The organism is Staphylococcus xylosus (assembly GCF_002732165.1).
GTDB lineage: Bacteria > Bacillota > Bacilli > Staphylococcales > Staphylococcaceae > Staphylococcus > Staphylococcus xylosus.
Window position 1 is genome coordinate 64,241 of the sequence record NZ_MRZO01000005.1, and the last position, 19,255, is coordinate 83,495.

At 32.2% G+C, this 19,255-nt stretch carries 16 protein-coding genes; 10 read left to right on the forward strand and 6 right to left on the reverse strand.

Features of this window, described 5'->3' with window-relative positions:
• Positions 1 to 136 precede the first annotated feature (136 nt).
• Entirely contained in the window at positions 137 to 1,084 is a 948-nt protein-coding gene (gene corA / locus BTM19_RS08845) for a magnesium/cobalt transporter CorA (RefSeq protein ID WP_038679038.1), read from the forward strand.
• Between the two features lie 73 nt (positions 1,085 to 1,157).
• A complete protein-coding gene (gene fni, locus BTM19_RS08850) occupies positions 1,158 to 2,201 on the forward strand; it encodes a type 2 isopentenyl-diphosphate Delta-isomerase (RefSeq protein ID WP_029378419.1) in 1,044 nt (347 codons plus the stop codon).
• A 161-nt stretch (positions 2,202 to 2,362) separates the two neighbouring features.
• Here the strand turns inward: fni and gltS are convergent, their stop codons facing one another.
• Complete coding sequence (gene gltS, locus BTM19_RS08855; protein ID WP_058625524.1) at positions 2,363 to 3,571, reverse strand: sodium/glutamate symporter; 1,209 nt, start codon at positions 3,569 to 3,571, stop codon at positions 2,363 to 2,365.
• 407 nt (positions 3,572 to 3,978) lie between these two features.
• On the opposite strand from gltS, the gene BTM19_RS08860 reads away from it, so the two are divergent.
• On the forward strand, positions 3,979 to 5,301 hold the full coding sequence (locus BTM19_RS08860) for a Na+/H+ antiporter NhaC family protein (RefSeq protein ID WP_099265833.1): 1,323 nt from the start codon (positions 3,979 to 3,981) through the stop codon (positions 5,299 to 5,301).
• Positions 5,302 to 5,426: 125 nt separating this feature from the next.
• Here BTM19_RS08860 and BTM19_RS08865 read toward each other — a convergent pair whose 3' ends face one another.
• Positions 5,427 to 6,038 carry a DNA-3-methyladenine glycosylase gene (locus BTM19_RS08865; protein ID WP_029378422.1) on the reverse strand — a complete coding sequence of 204 codons (612 nt, stop codon included), beginning with the start codon at positions 6,036 to 6,038 and terminating at the stop codon, positions 5,427 to 5,429.
• A gap of 202 nt (positions 6,039 to 6,240) precedes the next feature.
• Here BTM19_RS08865 and BTM19_RS08870 point away from each other — a divergent pair, with 202 nt between their 5' ends.
• Positions 6,241 to 6,942: a DUF805 domain-containing protein gene (locus tag BTM19_RS08870; RefSeq protein WP_058625523.1), complete on the forward strand. Its 702-nt coding sequence runs from the start codon at positions 6,241 to 6,243 to the stop codon at positions 6,940 to 6,942.
• Positions 6,943 to 7,043: 101 nt separating this feature from the next.
• Here BTM19_RS08870 and BTM19_RS08875 read toward each other — a convergent pair whose 3' ends face one another.
• Positions 7,044 to 8,660 carry a ribulokinase gene (locus BTM19_RS08875; protein WP_029378424.1) on the reverse strand — a complete coding sequence of 539 codons (1,617 nt, stop codon included), beginning with the start codon at positions 8,658 to 8,660 and terminating at the stop codon, positions 7,044 to 7,046.
• A gap of 239 nt (positions 8,661 to 8,899) precedes the next feature.
• Here BTM19_RS08875 and BTM19_RS08880 point away from each other — a divergent pair, with 239 nt between their 5' ends.
• The 3 genes from BTM19_RS08880 to BTM19_RS08890 all read left to right on the forward strand — a co-directional run bounded on the left by BTM19_RS08880 (position 8,900) and on the right by BTM19_RS08890 (position 12,628).
• Positions 8,900 to 9,799, forward strand: a complete 900-nt coding sequence (locus BTM19_RS08880; protein ID WP_038679033.1) for an ABC transporter ATP-binding protein — start codon at positions 8,900 to 8,902, stop codon at positions 9,797 to 9,799.
• Complete coding sequence (locus tag BTM19_RS08885; protein ID WP_029378426.1) at positions 9,792 to 11,033, forward strand: ABC transporter permease; 1,242 nt, start codon at positions 9,792 to 9,794, stop codon at positions 11,031 to 11,033. Before BTM19_RS08880 ends, BTM19_RS08885 begins: the two co-directional genes overlap by 8 nt.
• 584 nt (positions 11,034 to 11,617) lie before the next feature.
• The gene (locus tag BTM19_RS08890; protein WP_029378427.1) at positions 11,618 to 12,628 is read left to right on the forward strand and encodes an aldose epimerase family protein; all 1,011 of its coding nucleotides are present in this window, start codon (positions 11,618 to 11,620) and stop codon (positions 12,626 to 12,628) included.
• A 117-nt stretch (positions 12,629 to 12,745) separates the two neighbouring features.
• Here the strand turns inward: BTM19_RS08890 and BTM19_RS08895 are convergent, their stop codons facing one another.
• A complete protein-coding gene (locus BTM19_RS08895) occupies positions 12,746 to 13,414 on the reverse strand; it encodes an MOSC domain-containing protein (RefSeq protein ID WP_029378428.1) in 669 nt (222 codons plus the stop codon).
• 158 nt (positions 13,415 to 13,572) lie between these two features.
• Between BTM19_RS08895 and BTM19_RS08900 the strand changes: the two genes are divergently transcribed.
• Positions 13,573 to 14,259 (forward strand): ribose 5-phosphate isomerase A, encoded by a 687-nt coding sequence (locus BTM19_RS08900; RefSeq protein ID WP_038679031.1) that lies wholly within the window; start codon positions 13,573 to 13,575, stop codon positions 14,257 to 14,259.
• Between the two features lie 136 nt (positions 14,260 to 14,395).
• Here the strand turns inward: BTM19_RS08900 and sdpC are convergent, their stop codons facing one another.
• Positions 14,396 to 15,775, reverse strand: coding sequence for a peptidoglycan release complex CPBP-like subunit SdpC (gene sdpC, locus BTM19_RS08905; RefSeq protein WP_029378430.1), 1,380 nt, complete (start codon positions 15,773 to 15,775; stop codon positions 14,396 to 14,398).
• A gap of 256 nt (positions 15,776 to 16,031) precedes the next feature.
• On the opposite strand from sdpC, the gene hutG reads away from it, so the two are divergent.
• Entirely contained in the window at positions 16,032 to 16,961 is a 930-nt protein-coding gene (gene hutG / locus BTM19_RS08910) for a formimidoylglutamase (protein WP_029378431.1), read from the forward strand.
• Here the strand turns inward: hutG and BTM19_RS08915 are convergent.
• Positions 16,951 to 17,826, reverse strand: coding sequence for a LysR family transcriptional regulator (locus BTM19_RS08915; protein WP_058626028.1), 876 nt, complete (start codon positions 17,824 to 17,826; stop codon positions 16,951 to 16,953). The genes hutG and BTM19_RS08915 overlap by 11 nt on opposite strands.
• Before the next feature lie 140 nt (positions 17,827 to 17,966).
• Between BTM19_RS08915 and BTM19_RS08920 the strand changes: the two genes are divergently transcribed.
• Positions 17,967 to 19,241: a YjiH family protein gene (locus BTM19_RS08920; protein ID WP_038679027.1), complete on the forward strand. Its 1,275-nt coding sequence runs from the start codon at positions 17,967 to 17,969 to the stop codon at positions 19,239 to 19,241.
• The last annotated feature ends 14 nt before the right edge of the window (positions 19,242 to 19,255 follow it).

Consider the following 19,255-nt stretch of genomic DNA (forward strand, 5'->3'; position numbering starts at 1 on the left):
CCTTGATAGTCGAAAGTTAATAATCAAATGGTAACAAGTTTTTCTTGTCTACAATGTTAGTTTACTAAAAATAACATAAACTTACACTTGAACGGTTTCATGGTAAAATAAGGTAAATGATTTAGGGAGGGGAAATATGACAATTACAGTTAAATATCAAGTTCCTGGACAAGCATTAACAGAAGCTTCGTGCTTTGATGATGTACCTGAATCAGCAACATTCGTTTGGTACGATTTTCACAAGCCTTCAGCACCAGAAAATGAGATTTTTAGGTCGTATTTTAGCTTTAATAAACTTGAAATCGATGATACAGTTAATGGAACACCTAGGGCAAAATATAAATCATATGATACATATCAATATATCGTATTGCATAGTATTGACACGAATAACAGTGGTGACAAAGCGTTGAATTTATTTATAAAAGATGAAGTGCTTATTACGTACCATCATCAGCCTTTTTCAATTTTAAATAACTTTACAGATGTATTGATGAAAGAAAATAAAAATGTTTTGCAAACATCTGATGTTGCATTGCACATCATAGATAAAATGGTGGATAGTTACTTTGATTTGATCTATGAAATTGAAGATAAAGTATACGAATTTGAGGATTATCACCTAAAGGATGCTTCAGTTAAAAATATTATGGAAGAAGTATTTAAAATAAGATCTAATATTATAAAAATGAAGCGCATTGTTTATCCAATTCAAGAATTAGTTGATAACATCAAAGAAAGCGGCCTATTACTTGTAGATAAGAAGAATCATATGTATATTCAACATATAGAGGACCATATTATAAAACAACAAAATATTTTGAAAATGTCTCAAGAGATGACTGATGAAATTAAAGATAATTATTCGTCATATAACTCTTTCAAAATGAATAGTATAATGCAAGTACTGACTCTGGTATCGGTAGTATTTCTACCTTTGACATTGATTACAGGTATATACGGCATGAATTTTACAAATATGCCTGAGCTGAAATGGCATTATGGTTATTATATTGTCTTAACAATTATGTTAGCGATAAGTATTAGCTGTATAGTCTACTTTAAAAAAGAAAAATGGTTTTAATGGTTATAGCAATATAAGGATAGTTCGATATAATGAATTTAATATAAAAATGTGTTGAAAGTAGGAGCGGAAAATGAGCGATATAAAAAGAGAACAACGTAAAAATGAACACGTAGAAATAGCAATGGCGCAGAAAGATGCAACAATTTCAGATTTTGATGAAATAAGGTTTGTACATCATTCTATTCCTAATATTGATGTTGATGATGTTGATTTAACAAGTAATTTAAAAGACTTTACGTTAAATCAACCATTGTATATTAATGCGATGACTGGTGGTAGTGAATGGACGAAACAAATTAATGAAAAATTAGCTGTTATCGCACGTGAGACTGGAATTGCGATGGCTGTCGGTTCAACGCATGCTGCATTGAGAAACAGCAAGATGGCTTCTTCCTTTAGTGTCGTACGTGAAACAAATCCAGAAGGTATTATTTTTAGTAATGTAGGAGCAGATGTACCTGTAGATAAAGCCGTAGAATCAGTGAAATTACTTGATGCTCAAGCTTTACAAGTTCATGTTAATGCGCCACAAGAATTAGTTATGCCAGAAGGTAATAGAACTTTTTCTACATGGATGGAAAATTTAGCACAAATTGTAGCACGAGTAGATGTGCCAGTTATAGTTAAAGAAGTTGGCTTTGGTATGAGTAAAGAAACGATTAAAAGTCTTAACGAAATCGGTATTAAGTACGTAGATGTAAGTGGTAGAGGTGGTACTAATTTTGTCGATATTGAAAATGAAAGACGTACATATAAAGATATGGATTACTTAGGCTTATGGGGGCAAACGACTGTAGAGTCTTTATTAGAAAGCACCGCATATCAACAAGATATGGATATTTTAGCAAGTGGTGGTGTCAGAACCCCTTTAGATGCAGTGAAATGTCTTGCACTTGGCGCTAGTGCAGTAGGAATGTCACGTCCATTTTTAAATCATGTTGAAAATTATGGCATCACTGAAACACTAAATTACACAGAACAATTTACGGAGCACATGAAAAAAATTATGACGATGCTTGATGCAAAATCAATTAAAGATTTACAACATGCACAAATGGTATTTAGTCCAAAATTACAATCATGGATTGAACAAAGAGGTTTAGATATTAAATAAACAAGTCAATGCTATAAAACAGTATATATGGGGAACAAAATTAAAACAAGGCCGGTGCAGTTTATCCAAACTGTTTCGGCCTTGTTTTTAAATGCATGATTTAGTGATACGAGTTTCATTCGTGTTAAAGCCACGTAATGATTGATTGAATTCATATGAAGTTAGCTGAAAATATTAATGAAAGTTGTAACTATAGGCACACCTAGTAAATCAATTAAAAATGCACCTACAATTGGTACAACTAAATAGGCTTTTGGAGACGCACCATATTTCTTTGTTATGACATCTAAGTTAGCCATAGCATTTGGCGTTGCACCAAGTCCGTGTCCAATAAACCCACCAATCATAACTGCTGCATCATAATCTTTACCTAATCCTCGGAATAAAATTAGTACAGAGAATAAGACAATAAATACAACTTGAACTAATACAATAATGATTAACGGAATTGCCAATTGATAAATTTCAGTTAGTTGAATACTCATTAATGCAATAGATAAAAAGAGGCTAAGTGAGACGTCACTAATACTGTTAATGAGCTTCATATCAATAATATTTAAATTACTGTATTCGGATATATTACGTATAATGACTGCAATAAACATTGCGCCAACATATATAGGAATATTTATACCTGTTAAATCAGAAAATTGAGTCCCTAAATATGAACCGATAGCCATACAAATGGCAACAATTGCAAATTGCATTAGAAATATAGTAGTGGGTGCCATACGCTTATGTAGATATTGATTAGCGGTTACATCGCTATAATCTTTCATCGTTTCTTCAGCATTTTCAGGTTTTAAGTTATATTTATTAATTAAAAATTTTACAACTGGGCCGCCTACTAAACCACCAGCAACTAAACCTAAGGTCGCTGCAGCTAAGGCTGCTGTTACTGCAGAATCAATACCTAGGCTCTGGACTGTTTTACCATAGGCAGCTGCATTACCGTGTCCGCCTTCCATTGACATAGAACCGGCTGTTAAACCTAATAAAGGCGGTATATTTAATAATCTTGCCAGTGATACACCAATGATGTTTTGAAAGAATGCTAGGACACCACAAAAAATAAAATATAATATTAAGACTTTACCACCTAAACGAAGAAGTTTAAATGATGCTCCTAGTCCAATCGTTGTGAAAAATGCAAGCATAAAGAAATCTTGAATAAAGTCAGAATCTAACTTTATAGTTAATAAACCTGTTGTTTCTAAAATTGCTACAATAATAGCAAAGAGTAAACCACCAATTACTGGCGCAGGTATACATAATCTTTTTAAAATACCAACATGATTAATAATATAGATACCTACAAGGTATAATACACTTGCCAAGGCTAAAGTAGTAATTGCATCTAACTCTAGCATGTTCATTCCTCCCTTAATACTAATATACAAAACTAATAAGTTAACCATTTATAAACGTCTTATAAGTTAGCGCTTACAACACCCGTAATTTCGATTATACATTTTTGGAAAATATAATGATAGTCATAGAAATGATTATCGAAAAATTTAATTGAAAAGCATAGTGAAATTACTTAATTGAATAAAAAATTAATTGATATTGGGAATTTAAATATTGAAAATAGCAAATTAAAAAATAAAAAAATTGGTGACGGTGAAAACTTAATTAAGATTGTAACTGATACAGGTGATGTGACAATTAAATAGTAAGTGTCGAAAGAGGAGATAATGTATATAAAATGACATTATCTCTTTTTTGATTTACCATATATATCATATAAAATACCTAGGTAATAAGGAGCTCATTTATGGAACAAACTATGCGAAGTGAAAAACAATATGGCGCCTTAGCGCTATTGCCTTTGGCAATATTTTTAGTGTTATATATAGGCGTAGGTATTACTTTTACCATTCTAGGTAAAGAAGATGCTTTCGATCAATTGCCACGTCATGTCGCAATATTAATAGGTATTGTTATAGCTTGGACTTGCTATGACAGAAAAACAGCTTTTACTAAAAAAGTACAAATATTCACTGAAAATGCAGGTAATTCAGGCATAGTGAATTTAGGTTTGATTCTACTACTTGCAGGTGCATTTTCGGCTGTTACGTCTGAAATGGGCGGTAAAACCGCAATGGTGAATATGGGACTTTCTGTTATTCCGCCAAGTTTACTTATTCCTGGAATATTTATTATGAGTGGTTTTGCTGCATTAACATTAGGTACTTCAACTGGTGCACAGGCGGCTTTTATTCCAGTAGGTGTTGCAGTAGCACAAGCCGCTGATTTAAGTGTCGCAGCAGCTGGTGCAGCTGTTATAGCTGGCGCTTACTTTGGCGATAACTTATCTATAATTTCTGATACTACAATTGCTGCAACTAATGGTGTTGGCGCTAAGATGAGAGATAAATTCAAAATGAATGTCCTTATTGCATTACCTGCTGCCATAATTACAGCTATTTTCTACACTATTGTAGGTGGAACGGGTAAAGTGGATGGCGACTTAAGTTATAATTTTATCAATATTTTACCTTACTTATTTGTATTAATTGCTGCAATAGCAGGTTTAGATGTCATTCTGGTGCTTATTATTGGAATAATTATGGCGGGGCTACTTGGTATCGTTCAGGGACAATTAGGTATATTTCAGTTCACAAGAGCTATCGGTGATGGAATGGAAAGTATGTTTACTATCTTTTTAGTAGCCTTTTTAGTTTCAGGACTTGTCGCTTTAATTCGATATTATGGTGGTATAGATTGGATTATTAAGGCAATGAAAGCCAAAGCTAAAGGGCGTAAGAGTGCAGAATATGTAATTAGCTTAATGTCTGGTGTGCTCTCTGCAGCATTATCGCATAACACATTAGCAATTATTATTTCTGCGCCAATTGCAAAAGAAATTGGTGATGAATACAACGTACCACCAAAACGTATGGCAAGTTTATTAGATATATTTGCTTGTTGTGCATTAATGGTTTTGCCACATGATAGTGGTATGTTAATGGTAGAACAATATGGAGATGTGTCTTACTTAGAAGTATTAAAATATTCATTTTATCCAGTAATATTTGTGATCTGTACTATAATAACAATTCAATTTGGATTATTAGATCGTGATATAAAGCATTAAAATAAAATTTTATCTATGCTATTAAACGGCAATGATGATGTTTATTTAGCAAAAAATAAGAGGTTGAGATATATAATTGTCTCAACCTCTTATTCAAGTTAAAGATAAAGTTATTATCGTTAATATTAATTACGCCAAGTTACATCTGGATGTTTCATATCAGATTTGCGCATTCTTGAAACATATGGGTTACCTTGTACAGTAAAACGTAAAGGTTTATTTGTCCATTCACCTTTATTGGGTATTCCTATACGGCCACTTGATTCAATTATTTTAGGATGTTTTCTATTTTTAGTATCTATTTGTAAGCGTCCTTCATTGATTTTAGAGCCATCTAAATGTCTTGGAATATTGAATGCTTTAGTCCATTTTCCAGGACCATTTGTTAAGTCAAAACCTAATTTGCCTCGATTGAGTGACATCGCCTCAATACCTTCTTCAGGTTCTACCGCTCTGATTAATACACCTTCAGGTTGACCTTCTAATTGGGTTACAAAATTAATAAGCAAGTGTGTATGCATCACGTGTGCGTAAATAGTACCACCGGTTTTATATAATGATTCAACTTTGGGCGTTCGCTTGCCATTAAATCCGTGTGCTGCACGATCTTTTTTGCCTACATAGGCCTCTGTTTCTACTATATAGCCAGTGTATGTTTGTAATTCATCGTGATAGATGACACGCACCCCTAATAAGTCTTTGGCAATTGTAACAGTATCTCGTTGTATAAAATCCATAAATTGCCCTCCAATATATAGTTTGTAAATTTAAATTTTTTTCGATATTTTTTAAAAAATTGTAAAATTGTGTTACCACTAAGATTAAATTTTGTTACACTATTTGTATGATAGGGTTAGTAAGTTTTTTACATACGACCTATTAAAATCTAGTATAAAATAAATCTTATCCTAAACAAATGAAAATGAAAAGAGGGAGATTATGGAAAGGAAAATTGGCTTTGGACAAGCGCTTAAATTATATTGGAAAAACTATGTTAACTTTACTGGTCGGTCACGTAGAAGTGAATATTGGTTTATGGTATTGTGGCATATTATCTTCTTGTCACCTGCAATTATAGTAGGATTCATAGGTTTATGTATGCTTATAGCGAGCGTTTCTGAGACTACTGGTTCTGCAATAGGGCTAAGCGCGATTTTATTACTGTTAAGTATAATATATATGTGTATTTATTCTATAGCAACGTTTATTCCAAACTGGGCCATATTAATAAGAAGGTTCCATGATACAGGTAGAACAATGGTCATGCCGTTAGTTTATCTAGGGATCTCATTGATTGCTAATGTGGTGAATTTTGTCTTTGAGCAGAATGATTCGAGTGAAACAAATATAATCACTAGTATTATTTTGCTTGTCTTTGGATTGCTTAACTTAGGATTAGGTATTTATATTATTGTCATTGCTTGTTTGGATAGTGAAAGAAAAACAAATAAATATGGCAGTAGTCATAAATATGGGCAACATATTCAATCTTCAGATCACACACAAAATAATCACTCAAATTCATTCAATACTGAGTCTGTTCAAAATGATGAGCGTCATTCACAACAATTTAAACATGATGTTGAGTCATTTGATGAAAGTAAAAATCCAGAGAACAAACAAGATGATTTTAAATATTAAGGTCTAATTAGTTATGCATTTGATTATAAAAATAAACATAGGAGTTTGAGACATCAATTGGTGTCTCAGACTCCTATGTTTGTTTTATAATACTAAAATTACTAATCAATATATGAAAGTTCAGGATGTGTTTTCCCTAATAAATCATGTAATGACTTGTATCTTTGGAATAGTAGTTCATATTGTTTTACTTTTTCCGGTTCTGGCTGTTTACGATAATATATAGGTTGCTTCATTTGTTGCACAGTTTCTTTTAATGATGCATAGGCACCACCTACATTTGCACCTAACATTGCAGCGCCCAAAGCAGTAGCATTGCTTGAATCGATAACTACAATTTCTTTATTAAGTACGTTTGCATAAATATCAACTAAGAGTTCGCTTTTAATTGGAATGCCACCAGCAGCATATACCGTGTGCACTGGTATATTATTATTTTCGAATTGTTGCATAATCATTTTAGTACCGAATGCAGTTGATTCGATGTGAGCACGATAGATCATTTCGTATGGTGTCTGTAATGTTAAGCCGAAAATACTTCCAGTTAAATGACTGTCGCTCAAAATACTACGATTACCGTTATGCCAATCAAGCACTGTAACATGTTGCTCGTCAATGGCTATTTCGCTAGCAATCTTTTCTAAGTGTTCAAAAAGGGAAAGTCCTCGTTGTTCAGCTTGATCTACAATTGCTTTTGGCGCAAGGTCTGCAGCATAATTGAATAAATCACCCACGGCAGCTTGTCCAGCTTCATAAGCATATAAGCCAGGGATAATTGCATCTTTTACAGAGCCAGTTATAGCAGGAATAGGTTGCTGTTTAGGGTCTAACATAAGATGACAAGTGCTTGTCCCAATTACTGGTGTAAATTCACCTTGCTCGATTGCGCCTACCCCTAATACACCTGAATGAGCATCAATGATATAGGGGGATATTTCAACCGTATCAGAGAGACCCCACAATTGTTGGTAATATTGACTCAGATTACCGGCGCTTTCACCGATATGTACCACAGGGGCTTCGCATTTATTTTTTACAATGTCAGGCAACTCTGGGTCTACAGCTTCAAAAAATTCATAATTAAAGCCATCATTTTCATTATAAAAACCTTTAAAGCCGATACCACAATTAGAGCGAATATTTTTATTGGTAAGTAAACTTACGAGGTAATCGCCTGCTTCCATGATATAAGAAGTTTGTTTTAATATTTCGGGTGCTTTATGTTTAACTTCTAATATTTTTGGTATCATCCACTCACTATTGACACTGTGCCCATAATAATTTAACCATGATGGATTTATTTCATCACTGACTTCTTTCATTTGTGTAGCTTCGTCTTGTGCACCATGATGTTTCCATAATTTCACATAAGCATGTGGGTTATCCGTTAATTCAGGATTAAGATGTAATGGTTTGAAGTCTTCATCTAAGAACACTATCGTGCAACTTGTAAAATCAATGCCAATACCAATAACAGAATCTAGTTTAATATTACTATCATCCAACACATGTCTAACGCCTTCTTCTAATATTGAAGTGTAGTCTTCAGCATGTTGTAAAAAATAATTGTGTGGTAGATGTTTACCATTTAAAGATTTAGAGATAGTGCCATGCGGATATTCCTTTATATAGGTAGAGATAATTTCTCCATTAGATGTATCTACTAAAAAGACTCTACCTGAAGCGGTGCCATAATCGATGCCGATACTATAAGTCATGTTGCCATGCCTCCCATTTGTTATTGGTGAACAATAAGTATTAAGTTCTTATTTAATTTTATGATAGTGCTTACATTATTTAATGTAAAGCTAAGGACATTAATAGTTATATTGGATGATATATTTTGTTGAAAATAAATGCTATGATTTTATAAAAATTAATATTTAAAATGTATGTGTAATAGAATAAATGGTATGATATGACTAAAGTAATTTCAAAAGAGAGGGGCACACTTGCCATGTCATTACTTATTGAACATGTCACGAAAAAGTATAAAAATTTTACTGCTGTGAATGATATTTCACTTTCTCTAGAAAAAGGGAAAATGTTAGGTTTTTTAGGAAGAAACGGAGCAGGAAAGACGACAACTTTTAGAATGATTTTAGGGTTGACTCCGATTACAGAAGGAACGATAACATATAATGATAAAGTGATTGATAGGTCATTATATAATCGTATTGGTTATTTACCTGAAGAACGTGGTTTACATCCTAAGATGAAAGTAGAAGATGAATTGCGATATTTGGCTACATTAAAAGGCATGAAGTCAAAAGATATTACTAAAGCAATTGATTATTGGCTAAATCGATTTAACATTAAAGAAAATAGAGAAAAGAAAATTGAAGCCCTCTCTAAAGGGAATCAACAAAAAATTCAACTGTTAGCAAGTATGTTACACAAGCCTGAGTTACTGATTTTAGATGAACCCTTTAGTGGACTCGATCCTGTAAATGTGGAATTACTGAAATCTGCTGTTCAAGATTTGAATGATGAAGGAACAACAATTATTTACAGTTCGCACCGCATGGAGCATGTCGAAGAACTTTGTGATAACGTCTGTATTTTAAATAAAGGGGAACTTGTTGTTTCAGGACCTATTGATGAAGTGAAATCAAATCATGGTTATAAACGTGTAGTTATTGAGACAGAACATGAAATGCCTGAAATAGATGTTATTACAGGGGTGATAGCTGTAGAAAGAAATAAACGAGAAATTAAAGCGACTATTGAGTCAGAAATGATTGCGGAAAAAATTTACGATGTTGTTACACAATATGGCTTTGTTAAACGTTTCCAAGTTGTAGAACCATCACTTAATGAAATCTTTATAGCCAAAGTAGGTGATATCCATGAGTAAATTTTGGGCTACTTTTTCATTAACTTATAAAAATAAAGTGAAAGCTAAATCATTTATGATATTCACAACTGTAGTAATAATTCTAATGCTCGGCGCATCAAATATTAATAAAATTATTGATTTATTCGATGATGGTCCTGATAAAGTTGGGGTTGTATCGTCTAATAATGAAATTTATAAAGTTATTAAGTCTCAGGGAAACCAGCTGGATGAAGGCGCGAAATTTAGTAAGGTATCTGAAAAACAGGCTAGATCACAAGTAAAAAGTGAAAAATTAGATAAAGCTTATATCATTAAATTAAAAGATAACCAAAAGTTATCAGGTAAAATTTTAAGTAAAGATACTGTTTCAGAGCAAGATAAACAAAAATTAAAGGCGACCTTATCGACGATTCAAACTCAATTTGTAGCTAATAGTCTTGATTTATCTCAAGGAGAGTTAAAGCAACTACAAGCACAAAGTGATGTTTCCGCAGAGATAATTGCTAATAATGCTAAAAGTTCGAATCTAAGTGAAGCACAAAAAGGTTTTAATACTGCAATCGTTTATCTTGGTATTATGCTCATGTTCTTCATTATATTTAATTACGCAAGTCAAGTTGCAATGGAAATTGCAACTGAGAAAACGTCACGTGTCATTGAAATGATTATCACAAGTGTATCGCCGGTAACACATCTCTTTGCTAAAATGGCGGGGGTAATTGCAGTTGCGTTAACCCAAATTAGTATTTTTGTAGTAGTAGGTGTGATATGCTTCTTAACATTTGACATTAGCGATATGTTACAAGGATTTAAAGTAGAACCTAATGAATTAACACTTCAATTAGTTGTTGTAGGTTTTGTGTCATTGATTATAGGTATTTTTTCATATATAATTTTAGCCTCAATTCTTGGTTCAATTACGTCACGTATTGAAGATATCAACCAAGCATTAATGCCTATGACATTAGTTAGTATGATTGCCTTCTATATCTCATTATTTAGTGTAATGAATCCAGATACATTGCTTGTGAAAATTGTTAGTTTTATACCGCTTATGTCACCCTTTGTTATGTTTGTTAGAGCATCGACACCAGATGTTGCGACATGGGAAATTATGGTTAGCGTAGCCTTGTCAATTATAACAATATTTGTATTATTATGGATTGCAGTGCGCAGTTATAAAGATACAATTTTGAGTTTTGATAAAGGTTTTGTGAGCTCGATGAAACGTATTTTCAATAAAAAAAGTTAATAAACTAAAATAAGAGGCTAGAGCATAAAATTGTTTTAGCTTCTTAACTTTATTTATTAGTAATCTTTAGCTAGTCGTTTTAACTCAAATAATATTGAAATAAACGAAAACACATGAAAAAATAGTGAAAAATAGAAAAAACTATAACAATTTTCAATATTGTTTGATAAAATGCAACAATAGTATAGCTTATTATTTGTATAAATTGTTACAATATAAGAGAGTTATATTATAGATAGGGAATTTTTATATACATACCAATTGATAACTTATTATATTTAGCTGATTGTTTAAATCATAATTTATGGTTGAGGGAAGCGTGAATTATGAAAGTAGGCATACAGTCAAATAGTTCAATGATTAAAGTGTGTAACAGTATAGTTTGAATATGAGCGATTTTAGTTATTTAGTTACTAATTTCGTAATAGTTCGATATATAATGAAGTCTTTAAATTGCCCAATAATATACTTGAGCTTCTCAAGTTTTGCAGTTTTTAGCTTGCATTTGAAATTGATGTTTTATTCATGACAACACCTATCGCTATTAAATAAACGGCGACGGGTTTGAAAGGGAGTAATTGAGGATGTTTGCAAAAGTAGAAAGTCAAAGTAATGGTATTGATTTAATTAAAATTGATAATGAAGATACGAAAATAGTTTTCACAAACTATGGTGCTAGAATTGTTTCATGGAAGTATGACGATAACAATATTGTACTAGGTAATGTAGTTGAAGCAGATGAGTTTTATATTGAAAACCCTTATAACTTTGGTGCTACTGTTGGAAGATACGGCGGTAGGATTGCAAATGCAACATTTGAACTAGATGGTGAAAAATACAACCTTGAAGCCAATAACGGTCCACATAATATTCATGGTGGACCTAAGGGTTTAGATAAACGTTTTTTTGATTATAAAATTGAAGAACAAGTTGGCCAAGTTAAAGTGATTTTTACTACGGTTATAAAAAGTGAAGACGACTACTTTCCAGGAGATATAGATTTAGAAGTTATACACACATATGACGTTGACCATAAATGGACAATTGAATACAAAGCTACATCTAATAAGAAAACGTTGTTTAATCCAATGAATCATGTATATTTCAATCTTAATAGAGACAATAATGTTATCGATAACCACAGTATTTCAAGTTCTAAATTAGATATGTATACATTGGATGAAGATAATATTGTAGAGAAGAAAGAACCGATTGATCTAGTAGATATATTTAATGAACAAAACATCCAATTTAAGGATATTTTTAATAGTGAAGATGCAATAGTTAAAGAACAAATGGAACGTTTTGGTGGCGTGGATCATCCGTTCGATATAGGTGGCAATGAGATGGCTGTAGAAAATAAACATTTTTTACTAACAGTTAAAACAGACATGCCGAATATTGTTATATTCACATTTAATGATACAACAGGTTGGCAAAGTGACTTTAACATTTATAAAGCGCACTCTGGTTTTACCTTAGAAACGCAATGTATACCGAATGATATCAATTTATTTGGAGAAAAAGCACCATCTATATTAGAGGCGAATCAGCCATATTACTCTAAAACATCATATAAAATTTCAGAGAAATGATATAGTTTATGCTAAGTGGATTTTGCTATATAAAGCTATTTAACCTTAATCTATAAAACAGAAATAGGGAGTGGGTTTAAGAAATCAAATGTAACATTTGATTTCTGACCCACTCCCTTAATTATTGTTTGCTTTTTTAGCTCGTGTTAAAAATCTTTCTAGTTTTGATATTCTTTCTTCTGTTAAGTATGGATTTTTTATAGCGTATGCTAAGCGCTCAATATTTTTATTATCAGTATAATAGATTTCGTTTAAATCAAAAACTGAAAGTAATGTTTCATTATCGGCATATTTAAGTAACTCCAAATTTGAATCTTCTTGAACATAACCTTCTTTTAAAACCCTAAGATAAAAACCAGTTTTACCAGAATCGGACATACGTTTAATTAAATTGGGAATTTTATACTTTTCTTGAATTTTCCAACATGGCTCTCTAATTTCTGAAACTTCTAATACTGCATCGCCTAATTTGAATTGATCCCCAAAATGTACGTCTTGTTCATCCAAATCAGAGACGGTGATATTTTCGCCAAACATCGCATATTCTGGAAGTACTGTCACATCTTGTTCCCAAAGAGAATAATTTTTCTTACTATAAAGACAAACAGCTTTATCTGGACCACCGTGTCCTTTATATTCTTGTTCATCTTCAACAAATCCAGTCTTTGATAGCCACATACTGCCGGCAAATCTTTTTTTATTTAAAGCTGAGCGCATTGGTCGTTTAGTACTATAAGGTAAATCTTCGACTTTACCTGTTGAGATAGCTTCTAAAGTATAAATCATCATTTTGTACCTCCAGATAGTTGATAATTATAATTTTAAAACAATATAATGAATATGCAAGTAAAGGTATAATTTACTACAGAAAATGATTTTTCAACTATGTATTTTAATGAATCTCATGTACAATAAGGATAAAAGTACAGTATAAAAGGGGAAGCATTATGGATAAGAAACAGTTGAAAATAAGTACATTTAATGATGCATTAGACCAAATCAAAGACGGTATGATTGTAGGAATTGGCTCTGGATCAACAATTGAATTGCTTGTCCCAAAAATTGCAGAGAAACTGGAACAAGAACAAATTAATATAACTGGTGTTTGTACCTCCAATAAAACTGCATTAATTGCAAAAGAATTGGGGATAAGTGTGGTCGATGTTAATGATGTCGAAGCAATCAATATTGCTATTGATGGTGCTGATGAGATTGATAACAATTTAAATTTGATCAAAGGTGGCGGTGGCGCATTATTTAGGGAAAAGGTCATTGATGCCATGGCTGATAGATTTATCGTTTTAGCGGATGATAGTAAATGTGTAGATTATCTAGGCCAAACGTTTAAATTACCTGTTGAAGTTGATAAATTTAATTGGTTACTCGTGTCTAAAAAAATAGAAGCATATGATAATTTAAATGTCATACGTCGTGTTGTAGATGATGTACCATTTATTACAGATAACGGTAATTATATATTGGATGTTGAATTAAATGAAAATATAAAACCTGCCGAAATGCACGAATATTTAATACATCTCGTAGGCGTCTTAGAAACAGGGTATTTCTTAGATGTTGTAGATCAAGCAATTATTGGTACAGAAGCTGGAGTTAAAATAGTTAATAAATAATTTTTGTGTCTCATTTCACTTAATTTTAATAATAGTAAAGATTAAAATTGTTTATGTACTTAATGCTTGATAAAAGATAATCATAATATAAAAACAAGAGCTAGGACATTTATGTCCTAGCTCTTGTTTTTATATATTAACGACGGTGACCACGTTTACTCTTTAAATCAAATGGTGAACGTTCATTACTGTTGTCATTGTCGCTAGCGTAGTCATCTTGTGCTTTCGACTCTTGCACATTCGCGTCATGTTGACTTGATGATACATCTCTTGAGTTTGGATGTGCTTTTTCTGTTGATGCTTCGACAGCGCTATTAGTATTACGGTTTACTTTAGTGTTATCTTCTTGTGGTTTGTCATGATGCGCCATTGTATCAGATTCTGTTGAATCGGTAGAAGGTGTATTTTCCTTAATGATATTAGCACGGCTATTATCTTCTTCTGTATCAATTGTGTTGTCTTCTTCATAGTTATAATCTGCTGTTGTGTCATCATTAGTGTGATTTTGTCCTGCCGTTGTCGAACCGTATGCCACGGAATCATCTGAGTTTGATTGTTGCTGATGATTCTCATTTTGATTGATCTCATCTTCGGTAGTAGAATCATCGTTTGGATGTTCTCGATTCATAACGTTATTAGTATGGTTTTGAGGATAATCTGATGTTATATCATTTTGGTCATCTTCATTAATATGATCAAGATAGTTGTTTTCTTCAACTTCATCCAAGTTGCGTTTCGTAAAGAAATAAAGTATTACACGGATAATTAGATTAATTAAAATGTATACAACTGCTACCGCAACTGTAGATAACGCGATTACTTTCATAGCAAAAACTTCACCTAATTCTTCATTAAACAAGAAGACAAGGCCAAATGACATGGACGCATGAAAAATTGTTGCGATATAAACTGTACGTCCTTTTGTAGCACGAATCAATTCTCCAGCAATCATTGAAAAGGCAAATGAGTATAGGAAACTGTATATTGCATAGTCAAAACTAAACGCAATATTAACGTTCCATATAGAATACATAAAACCAACGATAATAGAGGCGAAAAATGTATTCATTTTATTTTCAACGATATTTTGTAAATATGAACGGAAACCAAGTTCCACAAAGAATGCCATTACAATTTGTCCAATTATAATAGAAAAAATTGAAACAGATAAGTCTTCTGTTTGTAAAAGAACAAAACTATCAGCAAAGATGTTAAAACTTACCATAGCAATGATAAAAATAAGCAATGGTAACACAATTGCTAAAATGACACGTTCAATTACCTTTAAGCTAATAGAGAGTTTTAAGCTTGCTAATTGCGTACGCTTTTGTTTAAAAACGATAAGACAGATTATAGTAGCAATTAGTGGCGCTAAGGTACTCATGTCAAAGACAAAACTCTTAAATGGTACTGCACTTTGAAAATCTTTAAGTATAATCGGTAATGTATAGGCTATAATGAAGAAAATAAATATCATCATTGCCCATTGAAAACCAGGTATACGTTTTGTATTCATTATGTAACCTCCAATAGGGTTTCAGAAAAATCATTCGTTCTTAATTATACATATATATGATGCAGAAATAAATTAAATTAAGGATTTATCATTGAAATGTAATAGTTTTACATTATCTAACATCTAATTGAAATATTTTTTAGTAACTTTTTAAAATTAAGATGTGGGCAATTGGGTAAAGATAATTATAAATTGAATTGGTTTAAATGTAAGCGTATACTTTTAGGTGGTATTTAATGATTAAAGGAGGAGAATTATGTATAAACTGGCACAACGTGATCTTTGGACAGGCAGAATAGATAGTGAAACAGATGAATCGCAATTTAGACATTTTCAAACGATACAGTTTCGCAATATTGAGGATGACTACAATGAAACACGTCAAGGTGTAGGTTTATTAGGTTATGCAGTAGATAAAGGGGTCGAACTCAATAAAGGGAGAACAGGTGCTAAAGAAGGTCCTGACGCAATTAAAAAAGTGTTTGCTAATTTACCTGTAACTAGGAAGTGTAACGTATATGATTATGGTAATGTAGAGCATGACCATCAAACGTTAGAAGAAACACAGCAAGAATATGCCCATTATGTAGCTAAATCGATTAAAAGACATAAGCAAACATTCCTGTTAGGGGGTGGGCATGATATTGCATATGCACAGTACTTAGGCACACGTGAAGCTTATCCAGATGCATCGATTGGCGTTATCAATATAGACGCTCATTTTGATACAAGAGAGGCAGAAGGTTCCACATCTGGTACAAGTTTTAGACAAATATTAGAGCAAGACGACAATGCAGATTATCTTGTATTAGGTGTCCAACAAGGTGGTAATACACAAGCATTATTTGATTATGCTGAAACTAAAGATATCGGTTATGTTTATGCGGAAGAATTACTGCATCAAATTTCTCCTCCAATTAAGGATAAAGTAGAACGTTTTATTCATGATCATGATGTCATCATGTTTACGATATGTATGGACGTTATTGATAGTGCATTTGCACCAGGTGTAAGTGCCAACGGTGTGCTTGGTTTATTTCCGCATGTTGTACTCGAACTATCAAAACGTATTATACCGAATGAAAAAGTTTCAACAATCAGTATTGCTGAAACTAATCCCAAATATGATGTCGATAATAGAACGGCTAAATTATCAGCTAATTTCTTCCACCATTTCATTCTTTAAAATTCCAATAGTTTATACATTGATCAATGAAAGAAAGCACGCGTTCAGAGTGCTTTCTTTTTTTTAGGTAATTGATGTAAATAGAACGACCTAACGTAGGTCGGATATCTATTGCATCTAAGTCTCGCGCGTTAAAAGATTGATAATAAACACGTGGAATAATTGCATACCCTAATCCTCTATGGACAAAGTTAGTTGCCGCTTCGAAGCGGTCAGCTTCGATAACAATATTTGGGTGCATATTCATTCTATTAAAATAGTCATCAAGATGCTTACGTACTTGGGAACCTTTCGTTGGTAAAATAAGTGGTAAAGACGCAATTGATGTTGTTCGTTTATATGGAAATGCTTTTTTAGGTGTAATTAAAACATAAGACTCTTCATATAATGGTATGGAAGTTATATCTTCATGAATAATTTGTTCGTTTGTGAAAGCGAGATGATTTTCAAAATTAATAAGTAATTCTATTATTTTAGTCTGATCATGAATTTCTGAAATTAGATAAGTTTGGTCTGCGTTCTGCTTTTTATGTGTTGCCAACACTTGAGAAATCCATTGATTTGTAGATTCTAAAATAGAGATTTTGATTTTGGGCACATGCCCCATATTGAGATCATACATTTTCTCGATTGTTTGATGATAATTCTGTATGAGTTGTAGAGCGTAGTTATAGAAATGGATACCTTTTTCGGTAATTTTAATATCTTTAGTAGTTCGCGTAAATAAATCATAACCTAAGTCTGATTCCATCTTTTTTATCGTAGTAGTCAGTGATGGTTGACTAATATGTAAAAAATTAGCTGCTTTCGTAAAGCTGTTGTATTTTACAACTGCCACAAAATATTCTAATTGAATAACCTTCATATCTCATACACCTCTTAAAATTTTATTTATAGTTTTAAGTTATCAATAATTAGTTTATTTATATTGGTAGTCTATATAATAACATACTATACTGTGAAATATAGAGGGAGGCGTACTTTCATGTAAGGGGCGTGAAGTACATGTGGAAATTTTTCATTTATAGTCTTATTGGTATTATATTCTTCTTTGTACCAATTACTATTAGCGGTCAATCGACGATTATGATTGATCATATCGTACAGTGGATATCAAAATTGCTTAATCCGATATTACCGTACTATGTATTGATTTTAATATTGATTGGCGCAGCACATCCATTTATCAATAAGAAATGGAATAAGTCTAAAACAGATATAGTCTTTAGTTTATTTAAAGTCATAGGGGTATTTATTGCTTTTATGGTGGTATTTGATTTTGGACCTGGTTTTGTATTAACCGAGAGTATTGGACCTTTTTTATATGAAAAATTGGCAATACCTTTAAGCGTATTAATTCCTATAGGTGCAATATTCTTATCCTTTTTAATAGGATTTGGATTACTGGAATTTATTGGTGTTATTTGTAGACCAATAATGAGACCTATTTTTAAAACGCCAGGAAAATCAGCTGTAGATGCTGTTGCTTCGTTTGTAGGTAGCTATTCAATAGGCTTATTAATTACAAATAAAGTATATAAAGATGGAGGATATACGCACAAAGAGGCAGTAGTAGTTGCAACTGGGTTTTCAACGGTATCTGCTACTTTTATGATTATCGTAGCAAATACATTAGGTATTATAGAATATTGGAATCTTTATTTTTGGTTTACTTTAGTAGTGACATTTATCGTGACTGCAATAACGGTACAAATCCCACCTATAAGAACAGAGAAAACAAGCACATATCAAGACCAACCGTATAAAGAAGAAATTCGTAGAGATATGCCATTATTAAAAGAATCATGGCTTGAAGCTAAGATAGCCGTCAAAAATTCGAAAACTTTGATAGAAAATATAACAGAGAATTTGCGTGACGGTGTAGTAATGACGATTGCTATTTTACCATCTATCATGTCGATAGGATTTTTAGGATTAATCATTGCGGAATATACACCAATTATTGAATATATTTCTTATATTTTTTATCCGATTATAAGTATTTTTCCTGTAAGTGACGTAGCAGTCTTAGCACAAGCTTCAACAATCTCTATAGTAGAGATGTTGTTGCCAGCAGCGATAGCTCAAAGTGCAGATTTAGCGACAAGATTTATAGTAGCAGTTATGAGTGTTTCAGCCATTATTTTCTTTTCGAGTGTAGTGCCAGTGATTTTATCGACGGAAGTTAAAATATCAGTCGGTAAACTAGTCATAATATGGTTTGAAAGAGTGGTATTCACTTTACTTATTACTATTCCATTTGCATTATGGATATTTTAAATAAAGGAAAATTT

Coding starts and splice junctions, on each gene's coding strand:
- corA (WP_038679038.1), top strand. CDS start 137: ATGACAATTACAGTTAAATATCAAGTTCCTGGACAAGCATTAACAGAA.
- fni (WP_029378419.1), top strand. CDS start 1,158: ATGAGCGATATAAAAAGAGAACAACGTAAAAATGAACACGTAGAAATA.
- gltS (WP_058625524.1), bottom strand. CDS start 3,571: ATGCTAGAGTTAGATGCAATTACTACTTTAGCCTTGGCAAGTGTATTA.
- BTM19_RS08860 (WP_099265833.1), top strand. CDS start 3,979: ATGGAACAAACTATGCGAAGTGAAAAACAATATGGCGCCTTAGCGCTA.
- BTM19_RS08865 (WP_029378422.1), bottom strand. CDS start 6,038: ATGGATTTTATACAACGAGATACTGTTACAATTGCCAAAGACTTATTA.
- BTM19_RS08870 (WP_058625523.1), top strand. CDS start 6,241: ATGGAAAGGAAAATTGGCTTTGGACAAGCGCTTAAATTATATTGGAAA.
- BTM19_RS08875 (WP_029378424.1), bottom strand. CDS start 8,660: ATGACTTATAGTATCGGCATCGATTATGGCACCGCTTCAGGTAGAGTC.
- BTM19_RS08880 (WP_038679033.1), top strand. CDS start 8,900: ATGTCATTACTTATTGAACATGTCACGAAAAAGTATAAAAATTTTACT.
- BTM19_RS08885 (WP_029378426.1), top strand. CDS start 9,792: ATGAGTAAATTTTGGGCTACTTTTTCATTAACTTATAAAAATAAAGTG.
- BTM19_RS08890 (WP_029378427.1), top strand. CDS start 11,618: ATGTTTGCAAAAGTAGAAAGTCAAAGTAATGGTATTGATTTAATTAAA.
- BTM19_RS08895 (WP_029378428.1), bottom strand. CDS start 13,414: ATGATTTATACTTTAGAAGCTATCTCAACAGGTAAAGTCGAAGATTTA.
- sdpC (WP_029378430.1), bottom strand. CDS start 15,775: ATGAATACAAAACGTATACCTGGTTTTCAATGGGCAATGATGATATTT.
- hutG (WP_029378431.1), top strand. CDS start 16,032: ATGTATAAACTGGCACAACGTGATCTTTGGACAGGCAGAATAGATAGT.
- BTM19_RS08915 (WP_058626028.1), bottom strand. CDS start 17,826: ATGAAGGTTATTCAATTAGAATATTTTGTGGCAGTTGTAAAATACAAC.
- BTM19_RS08920 (WP_038679027.1), top strand. CDS start 17,967: ATGTGGAAATTTTTCATTTATAGTCTTATTGGTATTATATTCTTCTTT.